We start from the raw sequence: 26263 nt of genomic DNA, 5'->3' as shown, positions 1-26263 counted from the left end.
GGGTGCTCCGATCAACGAATGAAGAGGCAGAGAGGACGCAGAGCGGCCTTCGCAGCGGCCAGGGTCAGGCCCTCGCCAAAGGTGAGTTGGCTGCCCAGCACCTGGCCGGTCAGACGGATCGGCGCGCTCTTGGCGCCGTCGGTGGTGTCGACGTCCTGATCGAGGATCACCGCGGGCGCCTGCGAGCCGTCTTCGGCAGCGGCCTTGCACAACAGGTACTCACTGGTGGTGGTGACCTGGCCCAGCACCGCACCGCGGGCCAGCTTCTGGCCAGTTGCGATAACGCCGATGTCCATCACGATGGGGAAATCGCCCGCCGAGAGCTGGCTCGGCAGGTAGGTCTTGCGTTCGGGGTTGCTCATGAAACTCTCCTTCAGCGGCGCGACGCGCCGGCCACAATGGCGCTGACAGCGGCTTTGCGGTCAGCTTGCTTGCTGTCAGTGGATGGGGAAGTGCTGGTGACGCCTTGGGCATCACCCTTGATGGCAGCCAGCGAGATACCGCGGTCCTGGGCCGCCTTGAACAGCACCAGGGCGGTGGCTTCTACAGAGCTGCCATCGTCGATGGCCGCCCCGACTTCCTTCTCGAAGCCTTTGGCGGCCAGGGCGTTGATGCCCTTGATGCGCTCACGCTCGGCGGTGGCAGCCTCGGTGCGGATCGCCGCGGTGTCAGGCTGGGCCGCCTGAGCGATCTCGATGGTGTTGGGGTCGGTGCCAGCTGCAATCGCCGTGCGCAGTTCTGCCGTGGTAGTGACGGTGGTCATGGTGTGTATCCTTGGGGAGTTGAGGGCCGGCTTGGCCAGTTCAGTAATCAGGGATTCGAGCGAGCCCACGCGATGGGCCAGGCCGTGCTTGACGGCATCAGCACCGACGCGGATCCCGCCGTGATCGCCCATCTCGGGCACCTTCTCGGCAGTCACGCCGAGGTTGCGGGCAACCTTGCCCACGAAGACTTCGCCCAGGGCGTCGATGGTCTCGCCCAGCTTCGCCCGGCCTTCCTCGGTGTTGAGGTCCGGGCGCTTGTTGGGGGCATTGCGGCTGACGATCTGGTAACGGGTCCGCCCGCTCACCTTCTCGTTCTCGACTACCGCCTCAACAACGACGCCGATGCTGCCGGCCAGGCTGGCCTCGTCGATGACAATTTCGCTGGCCGCCGAGGCGATCCAGTAGGCCGCACTGGCCCCGATCCCGCCGATGTACGCGACGATGCGCTTGCGCGCGCGGCCGGCGTAGATCATCTCGGCCAGCTCGTTGATGCCCGACGCGACCCCACCGGGGCTGTCGATGTTGAGTACGATCGACCTGACCTTGGGGTCATCCAGCGCTCGCTGAATGTCCGTGGCCAGGATCTGCGTGCTGGTCGCACCGCTGATCTCGGTGAACAGGTTCGCGTAACGGAAGATCGGCCCAACGACCGGCACCACCGCCACGCCGTTGCGCATGGTCACCTTGCGGGTGTCCTCCAGCTGCTCGCCGCGCTTGGTCGCCAGCGCCACCGGATCGCCCATGCGGTCGGAGATGGTCAGCAGGTTGTCCAGCGCGTCAGGCAGCATCAGCCAGGGCTGCGAGGCAGCCAGCTCAAGTGCTCGAGGCATCTCTATTCCTCTTCGGGGTTGGGGTCAGGCGGGGTTTCGAGCCCGCTCTTGGGCAGGGCCTGCATGTTGTGTGTACGGCGATAGGTGACTTCGCGGGTTCGCTGACGAATGACCTGCTGCCAGGGCTCACCGGTCATGGCCGCCGTTTCCAGGGTCTCGTTGCTCACGCCGATCTCGATGCGCTTGCCGGCAGCGTTGGCTTCCTTGAGCTCATCGATGGCGCCACGGGCCGGGCCAATCCAGATGGCTTGGCAATAGGCTTTGCGCCTGGCCGGAATGTTGTATCCGGGCAGGTCGATCAACCCTCTGGCCACAGCCTCATCGATGATCAGCTCGCGGCTCGGCTGGCAGAAGTCGCAGGCCAGCCACCAGCGGCGCAAGCTGTAGAAGCGCCAGGCCTGGAGCATCGCGGCACGGGCGGCGCTGTAGCTGCTGCTGTAGTGCAACAGCAGCTCTTCCAGCGGCAGTTCCAGTGCCGCGCCGATCTCCTTCACCACCGCGGTGAAGAACGGGTCGAACTGGGCGTTTGGGCGGCCGGGGTTGGCCACCATCGGTTCCTCACCCACGCCGAGATCCACGATGGCGCCTTCACCCAGAGCCAGCGTGCCGTCAGAGCTGTCATCGCCTCCGGGCTGTTCTTCAGTCAGCGCCGACATCGGCAGGTTGCTGGTGTTGAAGTCGTTGCTCTTCTTGATGAACACGGTGAACATTGCCGAGATCACCGCCGCCATCAGCTCGGCGCTGCTGTAGCGCTCCAGCTTCTGCAGGGGCTCCAGCACCGGGGACAGGTACGGTACTCCGCGCTTCTGCCCAGGCCGCTCCTTGTCGGCCATGACGTGCAGCACGCGACGCCGCCCAGTCTCAGCACCGAACACGGTCAGCCGCTCCCAATGCAGTGCCTTACCCGCCAAATGCTCGCCGGGGTAGCCGGAACACACGTGGTACGCCACAGGCGAACCCAGCCCGTCGAACTCGACCCCTTCCACCAGGTCCGCGCGGTCCATGCCGCCGTTCGGGTTGCCGACACGGTCGGACTCGATCAGCTGCAGCCGCGTACTGAAGATGCAACCGGGGCGCTCCTGGTCCGGGCTGGCCACGAACACGTCACCCGCCACCATCGACGACACCAGCACCAGGGCTTGCAGCTGGTAATGGTTGAGTGTCGCTTCGGCGTCGCACTCCCTCGGGTCATCGGCATACAGCGACCACAACCGGTCCAGCTTAGCGTTGAGCTGTTCGGCCTCCTCTTCGGTCAGGCCCAGCGCTTCATGGTCGACCTGGGCGCGACAGACCAGCCCCGTGCCCACGACGTTGGTGCGTAGCCGTGTGATGGCCGCGCGGGCCACCAGGTGGTTACGCATGGCATCACGGGAGCGCGCCACCAGCATCCGGCGCTCGTTCTGATTGAAGTCGCGCCGTGGGCTGCCGAGGCCAGGCAGCCAGCTGGCTACGCTGCGCAATACCCGCGACGCGCCGCGCCAACGGGTTTCAACCCCACCGCCGCCGCCCTGGGCGACGATCTGTTGCCCATCGACCGATGCCCTGGCCACGCGGATCGCTTCGGTCATCAGTTGCTCGGCAGCCGACTCCCGTTTACTGAACGGCCACATGGTCAGATCCCCACGTAGGAAATGCGGTTACGGCCCCGGCCCTGAAGCAGGGCCTGCTCTGCGACGACCTCTTCGGCGTACTGTTTCTCCAGCAAGCGCAAGCTGTTGAGCTCGGCCAGCTGGACCTCGCGATCCTGCCGACGCAGCCGCTGGCCGTTCTTCAGGACGCGCGAGATCGCCGCCCGGACATCGGCAAGGCGTTGTTGTGCATCTGTCATGGTGAACCTCGGTTAGCTGACGCGGCTCCGCGTGCCCCTGCCGCGCGAAACCACGCGACGAGGAATCGGCGCCACCGCCTGTTCAGTAGTGAAGAGGGTGGGCTGAAGCAGTTGCTGCTCCAGCTGGTCCCATTCGTTGTCGCGCAGCAGATGGGTCTTGAGGCTGCGGGCCGCGTGCAAGGCGTACACCTCGCAGTCCAGCGCCTCGTTGCGCCGGCCGGCCTTCTTCTGCCAGACCATCTTGCTGGGGTTGCGCGGGTGCGGCGCCAGGACTTCGTTGGTCACCTGCTCGTAGTAGTCCGCGCGGATCTCGCTGTACCAGTGCATGCGCCCTGGCCCGCTGCCCTTGAGGCGCATCCGGCCATCGATCAGCGTCTTGGCCTTGTGGGTACCGACGATGAACACGCGCAGGCCATACCTGGCGGCCTTGGTGTTGTCCTGGCTGGTATCCGCTGACTGGGCCGGCTTGGTGAAGATCTCCCGGTCCCGGCTGTCGATGGACGCGCCCTTGATCGCCATGATGTTGAAGCGCTGGCGATCCCGTACGTAGGTGTACACCGCGTCGCTGGTGTTACCGTCGGAGCTGTCGATGCTGACCGCCGACACGGCCAGTTGCGCACCACTCTCAGTGGGGATCGGCGTGGCGATGATCCTGTCGAGCTCCGTCCACACCCCGTCATTCGGGTCGATCGGGTTGCCGGGCAGCTCGCCCCAGTACAACCGCCAGGACTCCTCCCCTCGCCCCCAACCCACGATGACCAGCGCGAGGCGGTCGCCCTGGACGTCGACACCGACCGTGACCAGCAGCGTGCCCTTCGGGGCAGTCAACTCGGCGTAGGGTTCGGCACGCTTCTCCAGTTCGTCCGTTTTCGGCGCGTTGCTCTTGTACTCGTAGCTCTCGCCCATCGAGCTGTTGGTGAAGGCGATCATCGGGCCGATGTTGCCAAGCGACGCTGCGTGTTCGGCCTGCAGCTTCTTCTCCATCAGCACTTCGAAGCGCGAGCCATGGAACGTGGCATACAGCTCGTTGAGGATGTAGCCGGCGATGCCGCGGAACTCGGCAGTTGCCTCCCAGCGCCCACGCTTGAGGTTGGCGTTCTTCTGGTGGTCATCCCAGATCTCGCCGCAGTGAGGGCATGCGTAGTACGCCGTTTCCGGGCGGCGCTTACCGTACACCTCATGGAAGTAGTGCTCGTCCTCGTCGCAATGCAGATGGTCGAAGCTCAGCGCGTGCGCCTGGCCGCAGCCGTGACACGGAACCAGACCCACGCGCTTGTCCGACAGCTCCAACTCGGCATCAATCGCCGACAGCCCTTTGATGGTCGGGGTGCCGCCGATGATGATCTTCGACCGCCGGAACGTCTTGAGACGCTCCTTGGCCAGCTTGATGCTGTCCCCCTGCCCCCGCAGGTTCAGGTTGCAGTCGTCGGGCTCTTCGATGGCGACCCGCGGTACCGGCGTCGATTTCACGCTGGCCGGGCTGTTGGAGCCGACCATTTTCAGGAAGCCGCCGGGGAACCGCTTGAAGTCCTGGCGCTGCTGCAGCTTGCGGCTGCGCAGGTCGACTTTCTTGCGCAGCCGCGGCGTGGCCTCGATCATCGGCTCGAGCTTCTCGCCGACATACTGCTTGGCTGCTTCGGCCTTGGGGAACAGGATCAGGATCGGGGATGGGTCGAGGTCGATCCACTTGCAGAGGGCATTGCCCAACACGCCCGACGTCCAGGCCACTTGGGCCGACTTGCGGCCCACGATCTCGCCAACGTTCGGATCGTCCAGCGCCTCCAGTGGACCACCGGGCCAGATCAGGTGCGGTGTCTTGTCGAACCGGTACTTACCGGGTGTGGCTGACTCTTCAGGGGCCAGCCAGCGGAACTTGTCCGCCCACTGGATAATGGTCATGCGCGGGGGCGGCGCCCACTTGCGGCAGACCCGGCCCATCGCTTTACTCGCCGTCTTCCTCAGAGCCCTCCTCGTCGTCCGACTCGTCAGGATCCCCAGCGAGATCGTCATCCTCGTCATACGCGGACAACCTCCTCAGTATTGATTCGATGGGATCGCGGATCAGTTGGTCGTCGACCTGCACGCCGTACTGGGCGGACAGGGTTGCCGCCAGCTCATCAGGGAAGGTATTCAGCAGTTCGATCTTGGCCGCGGTGATCACCGCTTCGAAGCGCTCGACCATCTCGGCTTCGATCACGACTTCACCCAAGTCCTTGGCCAACGCCAGTTCCTCGCGATCTCCGCGCAGCCTGTCGAGTCGGTCGCGGGTGGATTCTTTCTTGCCGTTCAATGCGGCCTGGCGCATCAGCCATTCGATCACCTCCTGGGTGTCGTACTGGTTTTCGTTGCCGCGCCCCACGCCGAATTCGATCACCGGCATGCCACTCTTCTGCCACCGGCTCAGGGTTCTTTCGTCTCGACCGACGATCTCGCCCAGTTCAACCTTGCTGACTGTCTTGCCCATCACTAAGTCCCTGAAAAGACGGACATCCCTGCCGAAATCTCAGCTGCAGGGAAACCGCGAGTCTGCGCACCCGTGTAGGGGGCGGGCCGGGGGGAGGACCCAAAAAAACCGGCCCCCACCCCCGCCCCCTGGCCGGGTCACTGTCCCGCCTCGCCATTGGCCGGCGGCACTTGCCCGAGGCCCAACCGCTTTGCGGCCCAGCGTTCGTACAGGCCAATCGCAACATCGGCGCCGGCCATGGCTGTCAGGCATCCGATCCCGCCTGCAGCAAGGATCGAAACCCCAGCGGCATGCAGCAGCATGATGGTGCCAAGCCCGCAGACCACGCAGGCCCCCGACCGAAGTGCCAGGCGGCGAACCAAGGACCAGCCCCGGGCGCCCGCCTTGTCGGCTCGCCACATCTCTCCGGAAACACCGCCGACCAGTGAAAGCACAATCAGCATCCAGATCGGCATGTCCACCAGCGTTTGCTGCTCGTTCGTCATTCCCCTGCCCCTTAAACGCAAAAACCCGGCACAAGGGCCGGGTTTGGTGAGTGTGGTGTCTGCCGCTCTCTGCGGTCGCACCTATCGAAGATGGCTACTTTTTACAGGTCGATTCTCATGGCAGCAACCCCACTTTAATGCCACCCGGTGAATAAGTGGGTAACACCGGGTGAACGTCTGGCGAATGTCGGCGAATATCTCCCCACGGCATTCTGTTGCTTCGGCGGCGTCTCATATGTCCCATACCTCAACCTGAGTATGGGACTCCTGAGAGCGCCTAAATTCGGGGCTCTGCCCCATTGTCCTATCTATTTCTTCTTTTTCTCGTGTAAAGAAGAAAATCTAAAAACACGCATGCGCGCGATAGCGCGTACAGGTCTGCGCTCCGCTCATGCGGGCGGGTGGTGTTCCTGATGGGACAATGGGACACGCCAACAAACACAAGGCCCGCGCTTGTCCCATCGCACCTAAACGCAATGGGGCAAACACGGGCCAATGGGACAGTGACAGCCGAGGTCATGCCTGGGGTCACGCAGCCTTCCCCATCAGCATGCCGTCGATCAGTACATGAGCTTCCTGCAAGCGGCGGTAGTAGGTCGGCGCACTGCATCCACAATGCAACATCTTCTGCGACAAGAAGCTGTCGTGGTTGCAGTAGTGCTCCCGGACAAGAACCGACAGCTGCGCAGGCATATGTTTGTTCACGATCAGCTCGATATCCGCCGACTCGTCCAGCAACACCCGGCTGCCGCGAGTCCCTCGTATCAACTCGCCCTTGCACTCCATCAGCATCGCAATCATGTTGCCGCCGCCCAACTCCGAGCCACCTTCGTGCGGGTTGTGCAGATCCTCGGCCCACAACTTGAGCATGTCGTCGATTCGCTTAATCAAAGCAAGGCTCCTCGAACGCTTCCCGCTGCAACGCTGACGCACCGCCCCACCCGGCCGGCTTCTTGTAAGCCCAGGGCCGCTGACCGCTTTTCACCAACGCCGGCAAACGCACACGCCGCCAACCCAGCCGGTGCATGATCGCGCCGACCCGTATCTGCTCCGGCTTGCCCCAATGCCCGTAGTCGAGCTTCAGCGCACTGGCCAGCACCTCACTGCCAGTGGTGGTTTCGCCGATCTGCGACTCTTCAAGCCAGGTCAGGATTGGACCTTCCCACTCATCCACCACGAAGCGTTCGTCCTGTACTTCGCCGAACATCGCCGCCTCGTCCAACGTTACCCACCAGAGGTCGCCTGCCTCGTAGCAGAACATGGCCTCGGCCCACAGCTGATCGCGGATCTGCCGCAGCAGCTCGAGCTCGACCTTGGTACATGCCACCGGCCAATAGCGGCGGTTGCCCGTGGCGTCCTTCAGGTACTCGTCCTGGTTGGTCGTACCCACGAAAACACACTGGCGTGGCACGTCCATAGTCCTGCGGCCGTAGCTCTCGCGGTAGGTATCAGTGGATGCCGAGAAGAACTGCTTGGCCTTGGTCGACTCGGCCTTGTTGAAGCTGTCCAGCTCGCCCAGTTCGACGATCCACTTACCGCGGATTGCCTGGAAACCGTCCTTGTCGCCCAAGGCGAACGGCGTGTCCATGAACCACTCGCCGCCGAGGATGCTCATCGCCGTTGACTTACCAGCGCCCTGAGCCCCTTCGAGAATCATCACCGAGTCGGCCTTGCAGCCGGGCTTCATCACCCTGGCAACAGCCGAGAGCATCCAGCGTTTGCCGACCTTGGACGTGTAGTCGCTGGGCTTCACGCCCATGACGTCAGTCAACCAGCTTTCCAGGCGTGGCACTCGGTCCCATTCCAGCTTTTGCAGATACTGGCGCACCGGGTGAAAGGCATGGTCATGGGCAACCACACTGACCGCCTCAATCACGTGGGACGCCTTGACCCGCAAGTTATACTGCTGCGCGAGCCACTTCATGACACGCATATCGTCGATGTCGGCCCAATCGCCCGTGCCACCGCCATAAGGGGCCGCACGCAACTTAACGATCTTCGAGCTGAAGGCGCTGTAACTGATCACCCCGGCCCAGCGTTCGTCATTGGCCAGGATCAGCTCGACGTTCTGCATATGGGCGATCAATGCGCCGCTTTCGCTACGAGCCAACAGATCCTTCCAGCCGCCGGCTGCAGGCGGCTTGACCACCGCCAATACCTGGCGACGTACCGCCTCCAGGCCTTCGGCAACATGCAGGTCATTAAAGTCGGTCCACTTCTCTTGTCGCTCGCCGGAAAAGATCGGCGCAACCACTTGGCCACCGACGATCAGCGCGGCATTGTTGGCCTTCTCCTCGCCAGGGTTCCATGGATCACCATTCGGCTTCGTGGTCTTCCAGTCATCGTCTCGGCAGATGATCAGCGGGCAGCCTGCAAAGCGCTCGCGCATGGCCTTGCAGACCACCAATAGGTTGCCCGCATCGAACGCGACGGCGACTGTCAGCGAAGTCGCCATATGCAGGCTGGCGCCGGTAGCGTATCCCTCACAGACCAGCACAGGCTCCCCAGGATCCGGATGCGGGCCGATCAAGTGAAACGCCCCCTCCTTCGACATCCCGTAGGGCCAATAGGACTTGTCCCGGCCGGTGTCCTCCTGCTTCGATGGAAAGACCACCTGCAGGCCGACAATCTCGTCCCGTACGTTGCACATCGGCACCAGGAAAGACCCAGACCGCGGCGCATAGCGAACGCCGAAGCCGACGATCTGTTTGCGATCCAGATAGTCGCTGCGACCCTTTTCCGGCATGCGGTTGAACATACCTGCCGCCCGTTTCGCCGCCCGACGTGCGGCATTAGCCGCGATCTCGGCGGCGCGGCGCTTGGCCTCTTCCTGCCGAGCGCGCATAACCTCGCGCTCCTCCGGTGACATCCGCCCGACCTTGACCTTGATTTTCTGCGTCTCGCCCGAGCGCCAGTCACCGAAGCTGCCGAAAATCAGCGTCTCGCCTTTCTCAGTCCGATGCTCATGGACGACGTACCAACCGTTCTTTTCCTTGCCCTTGTCCTGCGAGGTTTTGCAGCGTGTCAGCTTGCCGAAAACCAGCGGCTGCGCGGGCTCAAGGCCGTAGTCTGCGAATTGCCCCAACACTTCATCGAGCATGGCGGGCCTCCCACGCTTCGTCGACTGCCTGACAGCCCACACACTGGGTGCACCCCGGAGAAGCTAAACGGCGTGCTTCCGGGATTGGCTCATCGCATCCCTCACAGAACATGAACGAATGCGCTGCCAAAGCAGGCTTGGCGGCGTTACGTGCAGCAAGCGCCTGGTCGATACGCTCCTGCACCAGGTCGTTGGCAAAGTCGGCAATGTCAGCCACGGTCAGCACCCCGCGTTGTCTGGTTGACATAGGTAGCGCGGTTGAACAACCCCAGCAGCCCTTGAATACCGCGGAACACCTGCAGGCGAATCGCGGCCAGTTCTTGGTCGCTCACCACCCCATCGCCGATGCTCTTGGCCCAAGTCTCGGCCAGGGCGGCCACCTGCCGGAAATACTCCGCAATGCCGGTGGTCAGGGTCTCGGGCATGTCGTTGGTGTACGCCTCAGCCAGCTCCTGCCAAGTCGTGTCTCCGACCAGTGCATGCACCGCATCCAGAATGCGGCGATCCTTGGTCAGTTCCAGGATCTCGCCGAACTCTTGAATGTTCACGGTGTGGCTGGGGTGGGTCGGGGATAGTTTGTGCTGCAGGGTGGTGGCGTTTCTGCCGGTGGTGGCGGCGATGGCTGCGGCGCCGCCCGGGTAGTCCCGAGCAGCATGGTAAAGCGCGAGATCGAGCGGCAGGATTTCCTGCTGTGCCCGGTCGATTGAACTCAGAGCGATACGGCTCATGGCATTAATCCTTGTAAGTTGCCAGTGCCGCGCGACATGCAGTGGTGATACATTTGCCGCGTGGCTTGAAGAGGCCCAAACGCCGGCTAGGTCCGCAAGACCGACACCGGCACCGTGCCGAGGCAAGCGATCCGTCGCTCACCTCTGGCGCAACAGCTGCCCTATCTGTGGTGGAGAAAGGCAGCAACCCAAGGTATCCGTATCTTGGAAAGCGCGGTAAGAGTCGGCGGTTCGCATGTGGTGTGCCCGCCTACCTTTTACCGCGACCCGACAGCGCTGTGGTGGTGCGTGCCGGGAGGAACTGGGCGGCCTTTAGGTCGCCTTTTTTCTAACTAAACTATGCGGCAGCTCTATGTGGTGAAGATGCGCTCAGCAGCCAGGCCGGTTCAAAGCCGTTCCCCTTCTGCTTAGCCTCTGTTGCCAAGAGCACAGCGTACTGGGTCTCACCGGTGTAGTCGGTTCGTGGCAAACAAGCAGCCTGACGCCATTTGTTCAGCGCCTGATAACTCCTGTCACAGACCTTGGCGGCGGCCCCAATGCCGCCTACAGCTTCAAAAGCGAACGCAATAGCATTCGGAAAATCTGCGGGGTCCAGCATGACACCCTCCATTTATCAACCTGGAGTTGATATTAAACATCAACTGACTATTGCGCAAGCTCCGTGGCACTCTCAACCCATGGTTGATAAAAATGCACTCCGCGCCGCTTTCAGCTCGCGCCTTCATGAAGCTCTCGACGATGCCGGCGTACGCAGCCGAGGCCGAGGGGTCGATATCCATCGTAAATTGAAAAGTTTGGGGGTCGATAAGACAACTCAAGCTGTCAGTAAATGGCTCAACGGCGAAGCCATCGCCGAAGCAGACAGTATGGTTGCACTTTGCTCCTGGCTGAAAGTACGCCGGGAGTGGCTTGAATATGGCGTACTGCCGAAAGAACAGACCGGCGAAAGCAATGTGCGCCAGCTGGTTGTCAGTGACGAGAGTAACGTTAGTGAAGTTAACCAACGCTTTGGCAAGGTTCCATTGATCTCGTGGGTGCAGGCAGGCGCTTGGAGCGAGGCGATTTCAAATTTTGAATCATATGATGCTGATTCTTGGCTTTCTTGCCCTGTTCCGATCAGCAACCACGGATACGCACTAAAAGTCCTTGGCGACTCGATGACGAATCCTGGACCGGGGAGAAGCTACCCGGCTGGCTGCATCCTATTTGTGGACCCTGAAGCAGAAACCAAGACTGGCGATAGAGTTATTGCAAGAGTTCCTCGCACCAATGAAGCTACATTTAAAATTCTGGTCGAAGATGCAGGACGTCAGTTCCTAAGGCCAATCAATCCGCAATATCCAATCATTGACATCACAGAAGAAACGCACATTTGCGGAAAGGTGGTAGGCTCATTCATCCCTGAATAACTCGTGCTAGTTATCAATTAGCGGCTGAACACTTACCTCCCCCAAACTAGTCAGCCTTGAATTAATCGCTCGGATATAAGAAACGATACCTCTGTCATACAATCTCATATTCTCAGCGTTATTTCGAGACAGGTTAATATCTCGAGTGATATCACCAAATACGTCGTCTGAATCTTTCGATAGTTTCATCTTCAGATAAGCAGCCATGCGGATCTGGCACTCAATCACGTCAGACGTCACCATAAGGCTGCGCTCAGCATCTGCTGGCGTAGCGCAAGGAGAGGGACTACTGAGATCCTCATAAGAAGCGCCAGAAATGAGCTTTTCGGTATTTATGAGATCATTTGCAATGTCGCTACCGAAGTAGCGTTCGACTTTATAATGCATAATGATTACATCTCTGCGCCAAACCTCCTTGCGAGTTAGATACTCTGCATATGGGCCTTGCACAAACCTCTCCCAATCTTCACCCTTTGAAATGCTATCATTTAGAACCTTCAAGTATTTAAGATCGTTGAACAATAACACGGTCAGCTCATCAGAAACCTTATGCGCATCCGATACCAATCGATCATGACGATTCATTTCCCATTGATGATTGAACGTCAAGAATCCACCAATGACAGTAATAACTACCGCAAGCAAAGTAACAAAATGTCCAATGTAATTCTGAAAAAAAACACTTAAAGAATCTTGACGCTTACACTTACAAATCTCAGTCACAACATATCCCCATCTGGCGCCTTACTGACCTGTGCCCAGTAAGGCTAAAAATCAAGAATATGTGGTACTCCACGACAAAGCCATTAAATCGCCACCCCACGCACTGATCAACCATCAGTTGACAACAATCAACCATCGGTTGATATTTGCCTCACTCTTCCACCACAGAGCGAGGCAATACCATGCACACCACAGCAACCCTGCACGTCCACCCGGCCGCTGCTGACCCCTTCCGCACCTTTGAAGTCCGCCGCCTGGCCCGTGAGAGCGGGTGCGAATTCGTCGCAAGCAAATCCAAGCAAAAACCCCGCAGCACCCCTACTCCATTCAGCCCGAACGGCGGAGGGCATGCAGCATGAGGAAGTACAAACTCGACAATCGCACGCTGCGGCTGCTAAACGCCCAGGTCAATCTGACCGAAACCTTTACTCATACGCTTCGGTCCACCCCGCGGCGTGATGTGCTGTCGTTCCGCCTAAAGGTTGAACGCAGCAAATCCGACACGCTCTTCACTGTCGAGCTGGGTAGCGAACGCCACACGCTGACCCTACCGAACGAAAAGAAGATGCACCTCAAGCTGGCCGACTTTATCGAGGAGATCGTAAACGGCCCCTTCGACCCAAGCAGTTCAGGCGATCTGCTGACACTTCCTCATGCAAGCCGCCGCTTCGGCACCTTTGAAGCCGAACAACGGCAGCAGGTGTTTGAGCTGGTGCGCACAGGCGGCACCCTCAGCCTGGACATGGGGTTCGACCTCCCCATTCACATTGCCCTCCATCGCAACATCACGCGCAAAGCCGTGACGACCATCATGAGCATTGGTGTGAAGAAGCCCCGCACCAAGTGCTTCACCGTGTGCGGTAGCGACACCGAGATGTACGAGAAGATCGTCGAGTCCATCAACCACCTGGCTGCAGTCGCAACTCCTGCAGCACACGCGGCATAGGGGGCAACCATGGAACGCGACCTCGCAAAGACCGCCAAGTACTTCGGCATCACCCGCCCAACGCTGATCAAGCTCATGCGCGAGAAGGGCCTGCTCAACGACAAAAAGCTGCCGGCCTACCCCCACCGGGACCGGGAGTACTTGAGCATCAAGAACGGCCAATGGTGGCACCCGGATTTCGGGATGCAATACAGCCAGTCCACCCGAGTGAAGCAAGCCGGCCTGCGCTGGCTTGCTGAACAGCTGGGGCTGGAGATGCCGGAGATCCCGGCAACTCCAGACCGCCGTGACGTGGCCTAGAGAATACGCCCGCCAGATCTTAGCCCTGCGTACTAAAGAGGAGCGCAACGCTGCGCTCCTTGAGGTACCGGAACATCTGCGGGAGTTGACCAAAAGCCACTGCCTGAATGCCTGGAACCACCCGGCACGCCACAAACGCAAGGAGGCCCAACAGAGCCATGAGCAATAACAGCCAAGCACCGCTGCGACTGCACCCCGCACCGGATTCATCCACTGTCGAACTGCTCTACCGAACCTTCGGTGACGTGTTGATCCCCCTTGAAAGGCTGCGCGAGCAGTATTTCCGCAACCTCAACAAGGAGTCGTTTGCGGCAGAGATCACCAGCGGCAGGATCGAGTTACCCGTGACCACGCTGGACAGCAGCCGCAAGGCGCCGAAATACGTGCACATCCGACATGTCGCTGCGCTGATCGATATCAGAGCCTACAGGGCGGACGAGGAAATGCCTCGAGCACAAGCCGAAGCAAACGACTAACCCAACGGCCGCCACCACCGGCCAGCAAACCACCAGGAGCACACCACATGACCGCGATTCAAATCTATGCACTGATCGGCCTGACACTCGCCGCCATTCTGCTGATCAACCTCGGCTATTTTTTCGGCCGCAAGGATGGCCAGGCGAAAGGCCTGCTGGAAGGAAAAGAAGTTACCCAAGCAGAAAACGCAAAGACCATCAGGGAACTGAAGGCCTCCCTGCAATTCATCCAGGCCGATCACCTGCACCTCGCCCAGCACTGCAAAAAGCTCAAGGCCGGCCAGTCACGGGAGTTTCTGTTGGACGTCGCCGACAAGCTGAGGATTGCCGCCGCAACCTTCGGCGCACTGCGCACCGGCAAGACCATCACCCGCGAAACGCTCGCCTTGCAGGACCAGGTTCTTGCCATGGCCGAGGCGTTGGAGCCGGTAGCTCAGGAGGACGCAGCATGAAGCGCCCTATCCCATTACTGCGCTTGAGCCCAGAGGCGGCCGGCGAGCTGCAGGAAAAATGCACAAAAGCCACCACCGAGCTGCAAGAACTGTCGCGCTTCCGTAAAGAGTTCGACCGCCAGCTGGCCGTGCTGATCGGCGCCGACGCCTTGCGCGAACTCCGTAAAACCACCGAACACGCCCTGCTGCTGGCCGATCTGGTCAAGGAGGCCGCATGACCCGGACTCACCCCACACCGGCAAGCGCTTCACCCAACCTGATGGACCAACTTGCAATCGAACATCGGAGTAAAGCGGCATGAAGATCGAACAGACCAACACCCAATCTATGCCCGCTTTGCTCCGCAACACTTGCGGCGTCGACGCGCAAGAAACAAAGAGTCTCTGCTGCGAAGCAGCAGGCATTATTGACCCTGTCTGCGCCACTGCCGAGGCACTTATACCCCACGAAAAGCTGCGCGAGGCAGCCAGTGTTGATGCAACGCTAATCGCTCGGGAACGCCCGCCCGCGCAGCCAGTTGTGGGGTATAAGCCCTTCCCGCGTGACGAACGAGCCGAATACGAGAGGGAATTTCCGGTTCCGGAAGGCCTGCAGTACTGCGCAAACCGCGACACCTACATTCGAGCAGCCGGATCGAGCACATCCGACAAGTTCGCCCGTGAGCATTACGCATACCGAGCGGTTTTTTCTGCTTGGATGCGCCGCGCCTGGAAACCGGTGTCCAGCCATGCTTCTGTGAGCGAAGCTGAGCGGCTGCAAGACGACCTCGGCATTTACCAGACGGGCTATGCGCTGTTGAAAGAAGAGCGCGACACCCTACGTGCCAAGCTGACAAAGGCTAGCCAGATCGGTATCGAGAAAAGCCAAGAGGCGAAGGCATATTTCGCCCTACTGAAGCGAATCGCCGGCAGTAACAATCAGGACTCACTACGAGCTATTGCCGAGGCGGCAATCCTGCTCGCCAGCTCAAAGCCTTGCGTTCATGAGTTCATCCCTTTCACTAGCGGTTGCAACAAGTGTGGCGAGCCGTACGCATCGACCGCGCACAACAAGCACGCCAAGCCGGTGACAATATCGCGCATCAGGGAGTCCATGGAGGAGTCCGCCAGCAGTGGCAGCGTCGCTGAACTTCAAATAAGCGCAACGCATGTGCGCGTCACTTACAACGGGATCAAGTGGCACCACGACAGGATGCGCAATGGACGATGGGACCCCCTGGCCATCGAGGAGTTTGACGAAATCCTCTGTGCCGCGCTCCTCAACCATCATCAAGCCTGTGAGGTGAGCCATGGCTGAACAAGCGGCACAGCTCATCAGACCACGCATGGCCACTCACCGCCTTGATTTGCCGACGATATGTGACATCTGTGGCAAAGCACGCTCGACCCGCAATCACGCCAGCTGCAGCAAGATCCGGCAGCAGCGGAAGAACGTCGAGTGGGAATCCTACATGGCCAACGTGGCCGCAAAGAAACTCCAGCAGGTGCAGCGCCTGCGCGCCCTTCGGTAAGTCGGAGAATATTTTATGGCCAAGCAACAAGTTAAACCCATTCACGAAGCAAGCAATCAAACTTCCGAAGCGGTGCAACTTCTTATTACACCCGCCGTATGGATTAGAAAGGAATTACTGTTCCCCGTTTTCGGACTGAGCACTGAGGCCGTGCGGAAGTATCGAGATCGCGGCATCTGGCTGGAAGAGAAACAATGGCGCACCGATCCCGCCAACGTGATTGTTTACAACCGCGTGGAAATCGAAAAGTGGATGGCCGGCCAACCATGACAGAGAAGATCGGGGAGAAGCTGCCCACTGGCGTGGAGCTGAACGGAAAGAAGCTGCGCATCTGGTTCATGCTCTACGGGCAACGCTGCCGTGAACCTGTGCCCGGCATTATCAAAATCAACAAGGCATCTATTGCCTACGCCGATAACAAGCGCCGGACGATCCTGACCGAAATCGCGGAAGGTCGCTTTGATTACGCCGCGCACTTCCCCGACTCGCCGAGGGCGGCAATGTTCTCGGGCACGGGCGGCCACTCGACAAAACGCACCATCAAGGAAGGAATCGAAAGATGGCTGGAAGTACAACGCGCCCTCCGCGCCACCAGCACAGTCGACAACTACGTCAGCAAATCCAAACACGTCGACACGAAGTTCGGTAAAAGACGTATCGTCGATATCAGTAAGAGCGACCTCGAACTGTTCCAGGCGCAACTGCTCAAGCAAGGCCTGGCCCCGAAGACCGTGAATGATATTTTCACAATTGTGCGCGGAGTCTGGGCGGACGCCTTCGGCGATGGGATCCTGAAAGCAAATCCCTTGGACCGGATCAGCAACGTCGGCACCGATTCCGACTCAGAACACGCCGATCCGTTCAGCCGCGAGGAAATCGAGCTGATTGCAACGGGCGACCCGGAGCGCTTGGCCGATGCTCGCATGCTCGCCTTCAACTGTTGGACCGGCCTGTCGATGTCGGAAATCATCGCCCTGGCCCTGGAGGACATAGACCTCATCGCCGGTACCATTCACGTGCGCCGGGCCTTGGTCGTGGGAGAGTTCAAGGTGCCAAAGGAACGATCACGGAATCGGATCGTCGAGCTGATAGACCCAGCACTCGAACTGATGCGCGAGATTGTCGCTGCAGCTCAGGCCGCACCGGCCGTTGAAATCAAAGTCATACAGCGCGACAACATCACAGCGAAGAAACAGAAGGTCCGCTTACTCTTCCGCAACTCAAAAAGCGCCATGCTTTGGAACGGCAAAACCCTGAGCAAGTGGTTTACCGCTCATCTGAAAAAAATAGGGGTCCGGCACCGCGGGGCTAACCAGTGCCGCCACACATTCGCCAGCCAGATGCTCTCGAGCTATGTGCCGGTCGAGTGGGTTGCAAGACAGCTCGGACATGCAGACACTACGATGGTGAGAAAACATTATGGTAGATGGATACCAAAAGACACCAAGAGCATGGCTGGTTTAGTATCGAAAATGTTAGGTTTCAGAGATAAAGGAGATTAAGTCGGGAGCATTTGTCTGATTAGACATCTCCCACTTTGAAAAATAAAACTCAACCCTCCATCGCAAATAGCATCCGATGGAGGGAAATTATGGTACTTCGCCAGCAATACGACTCAATAGCACGCCAAATCTACGGCACTCATTTTTTAAGTAATTCGGCGCGAACCTTATCAGGCAGCAGATCAATATCAATCACGCCTTCGGCGACAGCTTTATTTAGAATAACCTTAATGTCCGGCTTACGAAACCGAATGGACTTATTCTCAGCAACTTTAGCCTTAACTATCTCAGCGACGCTTTTTAGAGCAGCGTGATCGAGATTAATGATATCTCGATGCAAATTCTCTAGACCCTTGGCCCGTGTATCACCTTCAGTTTCTGCAAGCTCGAGATTTTTCTGTTCAAGCTCCTCAACACCCAAACGAACTATGTCGATCGTTTCCATGCTTGTCAGGGATGCTAGAAGCGCGAGTACTGACTGATCATACTCAACTTCACTTTCATTCTTCCATACAGACAGAGTATTTTCAGATGTACGCAAGCATCCTGTTACTGCATCTGCACTGATATATTCAGGACCAACAGCGAGAGAGTTCTTCCATTTAGCCAAACTAATTTTACGTATTAGCTCCATCTTAGAACTCTCGCAAATAATCTATAGTCTGCCGACGATAGACTTCCAACCAGTCAAATGCCAATTTGGTATTTTCCAATACGGAAATCCCATCTCGGCTACCCCAGTTTTCGAATGCTCGTATGCCCCCTTCGATTACTTCGATATCTCGATTGACCAATGCAGCAACAGCTACAGTTTGCCCAAAAGGATAGATCGCTGCGTAGGAAACATTGCTTATAGCCTTTAACAAAAACAATAGAATATTTTTATCATTCATAGACTGTATAAATATATGACTGATTATCCTACCAAGCTGTTCATTTGACTCACCAAACCATTGCAGAATGAGCTCATCGCATTTAGATACCATACCGTATTCTAAATTACCGGATCTAGATGCACGCCTGAATGCGAGGAGATATTCGTGCAGATTGATTTTTTCAGCCGCAAGATTATTCACGGCTTCACTAGTCTGGATGTATTTACTAGAATCTCTGCCTAACGATCCAATCTTTTCGACATCGATGCCTGTCGGTGAAGTTTTGATATCAGAAAAAAAACTGGGCGACGTAATAGTTACTCGGCCAAAACTATTGGCAAACAAGCCAATTCGAGGCTTCTCTGTCAGAGTGACATCAGAAGTCGGGACAACTGGTTTTTTTATATAACCCCCCCGAATAGTAACTGTGGTAGGCACATTATCTGAATAAAACTCAGCTTTCATGATGATTCCTCACAAGACCAGAAATAAAGTCCGCATGAAGCTCACTCAAACTTAAGACCAACGCCGAGACATTTTTTATATCAAGTCGATTCTCTTGATTATAAAAATCAGTGCCAACCTCAGCTTTAATTCGAACCCTATCGAAATCGGTCAGTACTGAATTTAAGAGAATTTTACCTTGAGCGCGGCCGACTTCAGAAACCTTTAAAAGTTTTTCATCATTATGCTCAAATCCTATTGACCTTCGAGCAAACCACTCGAAGACATCCTCGTCATCGTTAGCTTCCGCATTCAGAAACAAAGCTGCGGTCTTATTCATTTTCTCTTCGCTACATTCGCCCATCAACATTTCTTTTGAAATAACGCAGCGATTAGCCTTCAAATTAAACTCTGCAGCAAGCCTATCCGCAAACACTCGTATCAAATCAGTAAAATCTGTAGGTGCGGGGTTAACCGGATTTGGATTTCGAATAAATGAAATTCGATCTGTATTGAAGGTTATAGCGGTATCAGCATTATTCACCAAAGACATCCGGTTAATAGCTTGACCAGTTTGCATATTAATTTCTTGTACTACAGAAGGCAGGTAGCCCATTTCACCGAAAACTTTCAGCAGTTTCATCGTATTATCGTTGTTCAACGGTATATCGACGGCACCTATAATAATCAACTGCTCATTAATCAACAAATCAGTCATCTAACACCATCCTGCTGTTTGTAGAAAATCCGCTTTCTAAGATTCGATCTTGAACCATCAACGAGCGTAAAGATTTTCTTAAAATTTAGCACAGTTTATGGCTTTCAGTTCCGTCTCGCTACCAATATTGGTGGCACTGTGACACCCGCGTTAGGCGTCATTTCCTCTGGTTTTACTCACTGAGACTCCATTGCCAGGAACGCCCTACGGCGGTCGAACCTTGACCGTCTCGTGCGGTTCATATGCCGCGGTGAGCCATAAAGCCCAAGGCGTCGCAAAACAGGTAAAACGCCAATCCCTTACCTGCCGCCCTTAACGGTAAGTGAAGATCTGAACTGGCCTACAGCCAGCTCTCAATGGTCTCGATTTGCCCTAAAAATGCCCTAATCAAAAAGCTAAAAACGAAAAAGCCCCCGTAATCGGTAACGATTACGGGGGCTTCATCTTTTTCAATAATGGCGGAGAGATAGGGATTCGAACCCTAGGTACCCGCGAAGGTACAACGGATTTCGAATCCGTCCCATTCGGCCACTCTGGCATCTCTCCAACGGCGCGCATCATAACAGCACCTTTGCCCGAAGCGAAGCCCCTCGGGCAAATTTTTTCCGTGCTATCAGTCGGTTGCGTCGATTACAGCGGTACGCCCAGACGGTTTGCGACTTCTTCGTAGGCTTCGATCACATCACCGAGGCCCTGACGGAAGCGGTCCTTGTCCATCTTCTTGCGGGTTTCCTTGTCCCACAGGCGGCAGCCATCCGGGCTGAACTCGTCGCCCAGGACGATCTGGCCGTGGAATACGCCGAACTCCAGCTTGAAGTCCACCAGCAGCAGGCCAGCGTCGTCGAACAGCTTGCTCAGGACTTCGTTGACCTTGAGCGACAGCTCTTTCATGCGCGCCAGTTGCTCGGCGGTGCCCCAACCGAAGGCCACGACGTGGGATTCGTTGATGAACGGGTCGCCCTTGGCGTCGTCCTTCAGGAACAGTTCGAAGGTATAAGGGTTGAGCTTCAGGCCCTCTTCCACACCCAGGCGCTTGACCAGGCTGCCGGCGGCGTAGTTACGCACGACGCACTCGACCGGAATCATGTCCAGCTTCTTCACCAGGCACTCGTTGTCGCCCAGCAGCTTGTCGAATTGGGTCGGCACGCCGGCCTCTTCGAGCTTTTGCATGATGAAGGCGTTGAACTTGTTGTTCACCATGCCTTTGCGATCGAGCTGCTCGATACGCTTGCCGTCGAACGCCGAGGTGTCGTTGCGAAACAGCAGGACCAGGCGATCGGCGTCGTCGGTCTTGTAAACCGATTTGGCTTTGCCACGGTAGAGTTCTTCACGTTTTTCCATGATGGGCTCCGCTTGCTAAGTAGGTGGGCTAGGCGATGTGTCGCCAGTCGAGCCCTGAATCTTGATCGGCCAGTTGCAGCCAGTCCGGGTCGCACCCGAGGGTGTCGACAAAACATTGCCGGGCCAGCTGCGGCAGGTTGTTCTTGCTGCTGAGATGGGCCAGTACCAGATGCTGCAGGTCCTGCCAGCCCAACTCGGCCACCAGGCTTGCGGCCTGATGGTTGTTCAAATGTCCCATTTCCCCACCGACCCGCTGCTTGAGGAAATACGGGTAGTAACCTCGGGCCAGCATATCGCGGCAGTGATTGGCCTCGATCATCAAGGCATCCAGCCCGCGATAGCGGTCGATCACCGTGTTGCAGTAAGAACCCAGGTCGGTCAGCAGACCGAAACGCCGCCGGCCGTCACTGAACACGTACTGCACAGGTTCCAGCGCATCGTGGGCGACGCGGGTCACGTCGATGCTCAAGGCACCGACCTGAAGCGTCTCGCCCCCGGCGAGAAAACCCGCGGCGTCCACCGGTTTGCGCATCCCGCGCAACGTGCCGCGACTGAGGTAGACCGGTAAATTGTAACGCCGAGACAGCAAACCCACGCCATGCACGTGGTCGGCATGTTCGTGGGTTACCAGAATCGCGCTCAGTTGCGCGGGGGCTACCCCCAGGCGCAGCAGGCGCCGCTCGGTTTCGCGCAAGGAGAAACCACAATCCACCAGGACGTAGGTGTCGTCACTGGCTATCAGCGTGCCATTCCCTTGACTACCACTGCCGAGAACGGCGAAACGCATCGGATCAGCCCAGGTTGTCCTGAATCACAGTCAAGACCTTGCGCGCCACTTCAGGCGGAGCAACGGTGTTGATGTCTTTCTCGACGGTGACCTGGACGTTGTCGCCCACCTTGCTCAGGCGAACCTGATAACGCTCGGCGCGGGCCTCGATTTCTTCCTTGGCCGGTGCGCTGCCGAACAACTTGCCGAAGAAGCCCGGCTCGTCGTTTTTCTTCTCGGCTTTTTCCGCCAGGTTGATGTAGTACAGGCCCAGGCTGCGGTTGATGTCTTCAACGCGCCACTCGCCCTGTTCCAGGGCGCGGCCGACGCTCGACCAGGCGCGGTCGAGGTCTTCGCCGAGGTTGAGCACCACGTTGCCGCTGCCGTCTTCGGTGAGGCTGACACGGCTAGGGGTATCGAAATCACGCGCGGCCAGCAGGGAGACCGAACCGCCCTTCTCGGCGCTGCGGCTCATGCTGGCGAGCATTTCGTCGACCAGCGCGGCATCCAGGCTGGTGTTGACCGAGCGATTGGTGAAATCGACGTTGGAGGTGCTGCCGACAGGACGTTCGGCGCTGACCACGTAGACTTCACTGGTATTGCGCTGCACGCCTGGCTCGATACGCACCCGCACGCGGGTTTCGTTATCGGCCGAACCTACGCTGCCCAGGCGCTTGGCCATGGATGCGGAGAGTTCGTCGGAACGCTGCCAGGCGGTGGTGAACTCGCCGGTTTGCGGACGTTGCTCGTCAATACGGAAACCGTTGTCCTGGAAGAACTGCATGGCCACCGGCCAGACTTCGGCCGGGGCGTGCTGGGCCATGACCCAACGCGCATCACCGCTCTTTTGCAGGGTGTAGTCGCTGGCATCGGCCACCGAGCCCAACGGCTGCGGACGCGGCACGATGTATTCGCCCTTGACGGTGTCATCGGCCACATTGCGCGGAATCGGCAACAGCGGATCGAGGCGCTTGGAGGTGCTGACATCCGACGGCAGTTGCATCGGTGCGGTCTGTTGCGCTTGCAGGTAATCGCTGCCGCGGTCACGGAAGTAGCCTTCCGGCCCCCAAATCCAACCGCAGCCACTGGTGCTGGAGATAATCAAGGCAAGTGCGGAAAGTCCGGCCAATCGCTTCATGCGTAGTACTTCCTCAATTAAACCAATACGCCGGACTGGCGCATGGCCTGCCGCAGCGGTTCGTGACAGGCAGCACTGAGCCAGGTGAGCGGCAGACGGATACCGTTCGCCATCAAGCCCATCTCGCACAGGGCCCATTTCACGGGAATAGGGTTGGATTCGATAAACAGAGTCTTGTTGAGCGGCATCAGCTTCTCGTGGATCGCCCGGGCGGTGGCGGCATCGCCACGCATTGCGGCGGCGCACATCTCGCTCATGGCTTTTGGCGCCACGTTGGCGGTCACCGAAATATTGCCCTTGCCACCCAGCAGGATCAGTTCGACGGCGGTTGCGTCGTCGCCGGAGTACACCAGGAAGTCGCTGCTCACGCCGGCCAAGATGTCCTTGGCGCGCTGCAGGTCACCGGTGGCTTCCTTGATGCCGATGATGTTCGGCACGGTCGACAGGCGAATCACGGTCTCGGCCTGCATGTCGCAAGCGGTGCGGCCCGGCACGTTATAGAGGATCTGCGGGATATCGACGGCTTCGGCGATGGCACGGAAATGCTGATACAGGCCTTCTTGCGTCGGCTTGTTGTAATAAGGGGTCACCAGCAGGCACGCGTCAGCACCGGCGATCTTCGCATTGGTGGTCAGCTCGATCGCTTCGCGCGTCGAGTTCGCGCCGGTACCGGCGATCACCGGGATACGCCCTGCAACCTGAGCGACCACGCGACGAATCACTTCGATGTGTTCGTTCACATCGAGGGTAGCCGACTCACCTGTAGTGCCGACCGCCACAATGGCGTTGGTGCCCTCTTGCAGGTGGAAGTCCACCAGTTTGCTCAGGCTGTCCCAGTCGAGACGACCCTGTGCATCCATGGGTGTGACCAGTGCCACCATACTGCCCGCAATCATGCAACCGCTCCTGCCGGAAAAAGAGAGCGGTAATGGTACTGGCGCCAAGATGCTTGCACAAGCGAAGTACCGCGCTGCGAGCATTCCCCTGAGCGATGTATTTCGCTACCCTTCAGGCTTTGATCGGTACTGCTAAGCTTGTACGCCGGGTTCCAGCCTCCCTTTTCGGCATCCGAAGCCCCAATCCTGCGTTGCCGCCCTTCGCTCTCGCCTTTTATGGAGCTCGTCGCAACCTGGCGGTTCAGGGCTTCTGAAACCGCATCCGGACGTTTACCCAGTACTCAAGCCTGCAAAAGTATCGACCGCTCATCGCTTTAGGAATGCTGCATGTCCACCCCCACAGTCCGCGAACAATTCCTTGTCATCAGTGCCCTCGGCGCCAACCCCATGGAGCTGACCAACGTCCTGTGCCGCGCCAGCCATGAAAACCGCTGCGCCGTGGTGACCTCCCGCCTGACCCGCCATGGTGAGTGCAGTGCGCTGGTCCTGGAGGTTTCCGGCAGCTGGGATGCCCTGGCGCGCCTGGAGGCCGGCCTGCCGTCGCTGGCGAAGAAATACGCCTTCACCGTCAACGTGGTGCGCAGCGCGGCCCTGGAAAACCGCCCGCAGGCCCTGCCTTATGTGGCTTACGTCAGCGCCGCCTACCGCCCGGACATCGTCAATGAACTGTGCCAGTTCTTCATCGATCACCATGTCGAGCTGGAAAACCTGACCTGCGATACCTATCAGGCCCCGCAGACCGGCGGCACCATGCTCAACGCCACCTTTACCGTGACCTTGCCGGCCGGCACTCAGATCAGCTGGCTGCGCGATCAGTTCCTGGACTTCGCCGACGCAATGAATCTCGATGCGCTGATCGAACCCTGGCGCCCACAGAACCCAATGTAAGGAAGCCCCAATGGCCGTTGCCATCGACCAACCTGTTGCCCACTTCGAAGCCCCGGCCACCAGCGGTCAGACCGTCAGCCTCGCCGCGCTCAAGGGCAAGCAGGTGGTGATCTACTTCTACCCCAAGGACAGCACCCCGGGTTGCACCACCGAGGGCCAGGGCTTTCGCGATCAATACGCCGCGTTCAAGGCCGCCAACACCGAGGTGTTCGGCGTCTCCCGCGATGGCCTGAAGTCCCACGAGAACTTCAAGTGCAAGCAGGAATTCCCCTTCGAGCTGATCAGCGACAAGGACGAAGCCGTCTGCCAGCTGTTCGACGTGATCAAGCTGAAGAAGCTCTACGGCAAGGAATACATGGGCGTCGATCGCAGCACCTTCCTGATCGACAAGAATGGCGTGCTGCGCCAGGAATGGCGTGGCGTGAAAGTGCCAGGCCACGTGGATGCGGTACTGGCTGCTGCGCAGGTGCTGAACAAGGCCTGAGCGTGGTAGCCGACTAAAAAGTAACCGACTAAAAAAAGGGGGGCGGCTGATTCAGCCGCCCCCTTTTTCATTTCCAGAGCAGGGCCGCCCTAGAGCAAGGGCGCCACGACCGGCTCCTTGCGCGGCCAGGCATCCAGTACCGCCTTGAACAGGGTGGCCAGGGGAATCGCGAAAAACACCCCCCAGAAGCCCCACAGCCCGCCAAACAACAGTACTGCACAGATGATCGCCACCGGATGCAGGTTCACCGCCTCGGAGAACAGCAGCGGCACCAGTACGTTGCCGTCCAGGGTCTGAATGATCCCGTAGACCGCCATCAGATAGATGAACTGGTCGCTCCAGCCCCACTGGAACAAGGCAATCAGCGCTACCGGCACGGTCACCACCACAGCCCCGACGTAGGGCACCACCACCGAAATCCCCACCAGCAACGCCAGCAACGCCGCGTAGTTCAGCCCCAAGGCCACGAAGGCGATGTAGGTCACCCCGCCACAAATGACGATCTCGATCACCTTGCCACGAATGTAATTGGCGATCTGCCGGTTCATCTCCTGGGCCACCCGGGTGATCAAGGCCCGCTCGCGCGGCAGGTAACCGCGCACCCACTGGCTGATCATCGCCCGGTCCTTGAGGAAGAAAAACACCAGGATCGGCACCAGCACCAGATAGATCATGATGTTGACCAGCAGTGGCAGGCTGGACAGCGAGAAGGTCAGCGCCCACTGGCCGAACTTGCCGATCTCGCCGCGTGCCACCTCGATCGCCTGCAGCACCTGTTCGTCGGACACCAGGTGCGGATAACGCTCCGGCAACAACAGAAGCAACGATTGCCACTTGGCAAGCATTCCCGGCAACTCGTTGAACAAGGTAATCAACTGATGCCACAACAGCGGCACGACGACCACGATGAACACCAGCAGCAGCCCCATGAACAAGGCAAAGACCAGGCCCACCGCCGCCCCGCCAGGCAAACGCCAGCGTTCCAGCGTGAGCACCAGCCCCTGCATCAGATAGGCCAGCACCATCCCCGCCAACACCGGCGCGAGCATGCCGCCCAGGGTCAGCACCGCGGTGAAGGCCAGGAACAACAGAACGGCCAGTACCACGGCCTCTTCATCGGAGAAGTAGCGCTGAATCCAGTCGCGTAACACTTTGAACATCAATGATCCTTAGACAGAGGCGCGATGATTTCCGGG

33 protein-coding genes and 1 tRNA gene are annotated in these 26263 nt (G+C 58.5%); 12 read left to right on the top strand and 22 right to left on the bottom strand.

Features of this window, described 5'->3' with window-relative positions; translation table 11 throughout:
• Positions 1-11 precede the first annotated feature (11 nt).
• From C4K27_RS07320 to C4K27_RS07265, 12 genes are all read right to left on the bottom strand, one after another.
• Positions 12-362, bottom strand: coding sequence for a head decoration protein (locus C4K27_RS07320; protein ID WP_053259970.1), 351 nt, complete (start codon positions 360-362; stop codon positions 12-14).
• Positions 363-373: 11 nt separating this feature from the next.
• Entirely contained in the window at positions 374-1594 is a 1221-nt protein-coding gene (locus C4K27_RS07315) for a S49 family peptidase (protein ID WP_053259969.1), read from the bottom strand.
• 2 nt (positions 1595-1596) lie between these two features.
• Complete coding sequence (locus tag C4K27_RS07310; RefSeq protein ID WP_053259968.1) at positions 1597-3204, bottom strand: phage portal protein; 1608 nt, start codon at positions 3202-3204, stop codon at positions 1597-1599.
• Positions 3205-3206: 2 nt separating this feature from the next.
• A complete protein-coding gene (locus C4K27_RS07305) occupies positions 3207-3422 on the bottom strand; it encodes a hypothetical protein (protein ID WP_053259967.1) in 216 nt (71 codons plus the stop codon).
• 12 nt (positions 3423-3434) lie between these two features.
• Entirely contained in the window at positions 3435-5321 is a 1887-nt protein-coding gene (locus C4K27_RS07300; RefSeq protein WP_173613332.1) for a phage terminase large subunit family protein, read from the bottom strand.
• A 43-nt stretch (positions 5322-5364) separates the two neighbouring features.
• Positions 5365-5886, bottom strand: coding sequence for a DUF1441 family protein (locus C4K27_RS07295; RefSeq protein WP_053259965.1), 522 nt, complete (start codon positions 5884-5886; stop codon positions 5365-5367).
• A gap of 137 nt (positions 5887-6023) precedes the next feature.
• Complete coding sequence (locus C4K27_RS07290) at positions 6024-6371, bottom strand: phage holin family protein (protein WP_053259964.1); 348 nt, start codon at positions 6369-6371, stop codon at positions 6024-6026.
• Positions 6372-6899: 528 nt separating this feature from the next.
• Positions 6900-7262: a PA0613 family protein gene (locus C4K27_RS07285; protein ID WP_053259963.1), complete on the bottom strand. Its 363-nt coding sequence runs from the start codon at positions 7260-7262 to the stop codon at positions 6900-6902.
• On the bottom strand, positions 7255-9471 hold the full coding sequence (locus C4K27_RS07280) for a VapE domain-containing protein (RefSeq protein ID WP_053259962.1): 2217 nt from the start codon (positions 9469-9471) through the stop codon (positions 7255-7257). Before C4K27_RS07280 ends, C4K27_RS07285 begins: the two co-directional genes overlap by 8 nt.
• Entirely contained in the window at positions 9461-9688 is a 228-nt protein-coding gene (locus C4K27_RS07275) for a TraR/DksA family transcriptional regulator (RefSeq protein WP_081002223.1), read from the bottom strand. The genes C4K27_RS07280 and C4K27_RS07275 overlap by 11 nt, the downstream gene beginning before the upstream one ends.
• Positions 9681-10199: a phage regulatory CII family protein gene (locus tag C4K27_RS07270; RefSeq protein ID WP_053259961.1), complete on the bottom strand. Its 519-nt coding sequence runs from the start codon at positions 10197-10199 to the stop codon at positions 9681-9683. The genes C4K27_RS07275 and C4K27_RS07270 overlap by 8 nt, the downstream gene beginning before the upstream one ends.
• Positions 10200-10536: 337 nt before the next feature.
• Entirely contained in the window at positions 10537-10797 is a 261-nt protein-coding gene (locus C4K27_RS07265) for a hypothetical protein (RefSeq protein WP_081002222.1), read from the bottom strand.
• Between the two features lie 79 nt (positions 10798-10876).
• On the opposite strand from C4K27_RS07265, the gene C4K27_RS07260 reads away from it, so the two are divergent.
• Positions 10877-11608: a LexA family protein gene (locus C4K27_RS07260; protein ID WP_081002221.1), complete on the top strand. Its 732-nt coding sequence runs from the start codon at positions 10877-10879 to the stop codon at positions 11606-11608.
• 6 nt (positions 11609-11614) lie between these two features.
• Here the strand turns inward: C4K27_RS07260 and C4K27_RS07255 are convergent, their stop codons facing one another.
• A complete protein-coding gene (locus tag C4K27_RS07255) occupies positions 11615-12331 on the bottom strand; it encodes a hypothetical protein (protein WP_125737979.1) in 717 nt (238 codons plus the stop codon).
• A gap of 355 nt (positions 12332-12686) precedes the next feature.
• On the opposite strand from C4K27_RS07255, the gene C4K27_RS07250 reads away from it, so the two are divergent.
• The 9 genes from C4K27_RS07250 (at position 12687) to C4K27_RS07205 (ending at position 17517) form a co-directional block, all read left to right on the top strand.
• Positions 12687-13277: a hypothetical protein gene (locus tag C4K27_RS07250; RefSeq protein WP_053259958.1), complete on the top strand. Its 591-nt coding sequence runs from the start codon at positions 12687-12689 to the stop codon at positions 13275-13277.
• Between the two features lie 9 nt (positions 13278-13286).
• Positions 13287-13577 (top strand): phage antirepressor KilAC domain-containing protein, encoded by a 291-nt coding sequence (locus C4K27_RS07245; protein ID WP_053259957.1) that lies wholly within the window; start codon positions 13287-13289, stop codon positions 13575-13577.
• A gap of 158 nt (positions 13578-13735) precedes the next feature.
• Complete coding sequence (locus C4K27_RS07235) at positions 13736-14053, top strand: pyocin activator PrtN family protein (RefSeq protein WP_053259956.1); 318 nt, start codon at positions 13736-13738, stop codon at positions 14051-14053.
• 47 nt (positions 14054-14100) lie between these two features.
• A complete protein-coding gene (locus C4K27_RS07230) occupies positions 14101-14505 on the top strand; it encodes a hypothetical protein (protein WP_053259955.1) in 405 nt (134 codons plus the stop codon).
• A complete protein-coding gene (locus C4K27_RS07225; RefSeq protein WP_053259954.1) occupies positions 14502-14723 on the top strand; it encodes a hypothetical protein in 222 nt (73 codons plus the stop codon). The genes C4K27_RS07230 and C4K27_RS07225 overlap by 4 nt, the downstream gene beginning before the upstream one ends.
• Positions 14724-14802: 79 nt before the next feature.
• Entirely contained in the window at positions 14803-15801 is a 999-nt protein-coding gene (locus tag C4K27_RS31355) for a hypothetical protein (protein WP_174705599.1), read from the top strand.
• Positions 15794-16015, top strand: coding sequence for a hypothetical protein (locus tag C4K27_RS07215; protein ID WP_053259953.1), 222 nt, complete (start codon positions 15794-15796; stop codon positions 16013-16015). The genes C4K27_RS31355 and C4K27_RS07215 overlap by 8 nt, the downstream gene beginning before the upstream one ends.
• A gap of 15 nt (positions 16016-16030) precedes the next feature.
• Positions 16031-16285, top strand: coding sequence for an excisionase family protein (locus C4K27_RS07210; RefSeq protein ID WP_053259952.1), 255 nt, complete (start codon positions 16031-16033; stop codon positions 16283-16285).
• On the top strand, positions 16282-17517 hold the full coding sequence (locus tag C4K27_RS07205; RefSeq protein ID WP_238437527.1) for an Arm DNA-binding domain-containing protein: 1236 nt from the start codon (positions 16282-16284) through the stop codon (positions 17515-17517). The genes C4K27_RS07210 and C4K27_RS07205 overlap by 4 nt, the downstream gene beginning before the upstream one ends.
• A gap of 139 nt (positions 17518-17656) precedes the next feature.
• On the opposite strand, the gene C4K27_RS07200 is transcribed toward C4K27_RS07205, so the two are convergent.
• The 8 genes from C4K27_RS07200 to dapA all read right to left on the bottom strand — a co-directional run bounded on the left by C4K27_RS07200 (position 17657) and on the right by dapA (position 23695).
• Entirely contained in the window at positions 17657-18151 is a 495-nt protein-coding gene (locus tag C4K27_RS07200) for a hypothetical protein (protein ID WP_125737977.1), read from the bottom strand.
• Position 18152: 1 nt separating this feature from the next.
• Positions 18153-18857, bottom strand: a complete 705-nt coding sequence (locus C4K27_RS07195; protein WP_125737975.1) for a hypothetical protein — start codon at positions 18855-18857, stop codon at positions 18153-18155.
• The gene (locus tag C4K27_RS07190; protein WP_053259950.1) at positions 18847-19554 is read right to left on the bottom strand and encodes a hypothetical protein; all 708 of its coding nucleotides are present in this window, start codon (positions 19552-19554) and stop codon (positions 18847-18849) included. Before C4K27_RS07190 ends, C4K27_RS07195 begins: the two co-directional genes overlap by 11 nt.
• A gap of 456 nt (positions 19555-20010) precedes the next feature.
• Positions 20011-20100: transfer RNA gene (locus C4K27_RS07185), tRNA-Ser, on the bottom strand.
• Positions 20101-20184: 84 nt separating this feature from the next.
• Positions 20185-20895: a phosphoribosylaminoimidazolesuccinocarboxamide synthase gene (gene purC / locus C4K27_RS07180; RefSeq protein WP_007930242.1), complete on the bottom strand. Its 711-nt coding sequence runs from the start codon at positions 20893-20895 to the stop codon at positions 20185-20187.
• Between the two features lie 28 nt (positions 20896-20923).
• Positions 20924-21682 carry an MBL fold metallo-hydrolase gene (locus tag C4K27_RS07175; protein WP_053259949.1) on the bottom strand — a complete coding sequence of 253 codons (759 nt, stop codon included), beginning with the start codon at positions 21680-21682 and terminating at the stop codon, positions 20924-20926.
• Positions 21683-21686: 4 nt separating this feature from the next.
• On the bottom strand, positions 21687-22799 hold the full coding sequence (gene bamC, locus C4K27_RS07170; protein ID WP_007930240.1) for an NlpB/DapX family lipoprotein: 1113 nt from the start codon (positions 22797-22799) through the stop codon (positions 21687-21689).
• Between the two features lie 17 nt (positions 22800-22816).
• Positions 22817-23695, bottom strand: a complete 879-nt coding sequence (dapA, locus tag C4K27_RS07165; protein ID WP_009042590.1) for a 4-hydroxy-tetrahydrodipicolinate synthase — start codon at positions 23693-23695, stop codon at positions 22817-22819.
• Between the two features lie 327 nt (positions 23696-24022).
• Here dapA and C4K27_RS07155 point away from each other — a divergent pair, with 327 nt between their 5' ends.
• Positions 24023-24583: a glycine cleavage system transcriptional repressor gene (locus tag C4K27_RS07155; RefSeq protein ID WP_007930238.1), complete on the top strand. Its 561-nt coding sequence runs from the start codon at positions 24023-24025 to the stop codon at positions 24581-24583.
• A 10-nt stretch (positions 24584-24593) separates the two neighbouring features.
• Positions 24594-25067 carry a peroxiredoxin gene (locus tag C4K27_RS07150; RefSeq protein ID WP_053259948.1) on the top strand — a complete coding sequence of 158 codons (474 nt, stop codon included), beginning with the start codon at positions 24594-24596 and terminating at the stop codon, positions 25065-25067.
• 89 nt (positions 25068-25156) lie between these two features.
• Here the strand turns inward: C4K27_RS07150 and C4K27_RS07145 are convergent, their stop codons facing one another.
• A complete protein-coding gene (locus tag C4K27_RS07145) occupies positions 25157-26227 on the bottom strand; it encodes an AI-2E family transporter (RefSeq protein ID WP_007930236.1) in 1071 nt (356 codons plus the stop codon).
• Positions 26228-26263: the final 36 nt, after the last annotated feature.

The sequence above is a fragment of the Pseudomonas chlororaphis subsp. chlororaphis genome, from assembly GCF_003945765.1.
GTDB lineage: Bacteria > Pseudomonadota > Gammaproteobacteria > Pseudomonadales > Pseudomonadaceae > Aquipseudomonas > Aquipseudomonas chlororaphis.
This window is presented reverse-complemented; position numbering and strand designations above follow the sequence as displayed.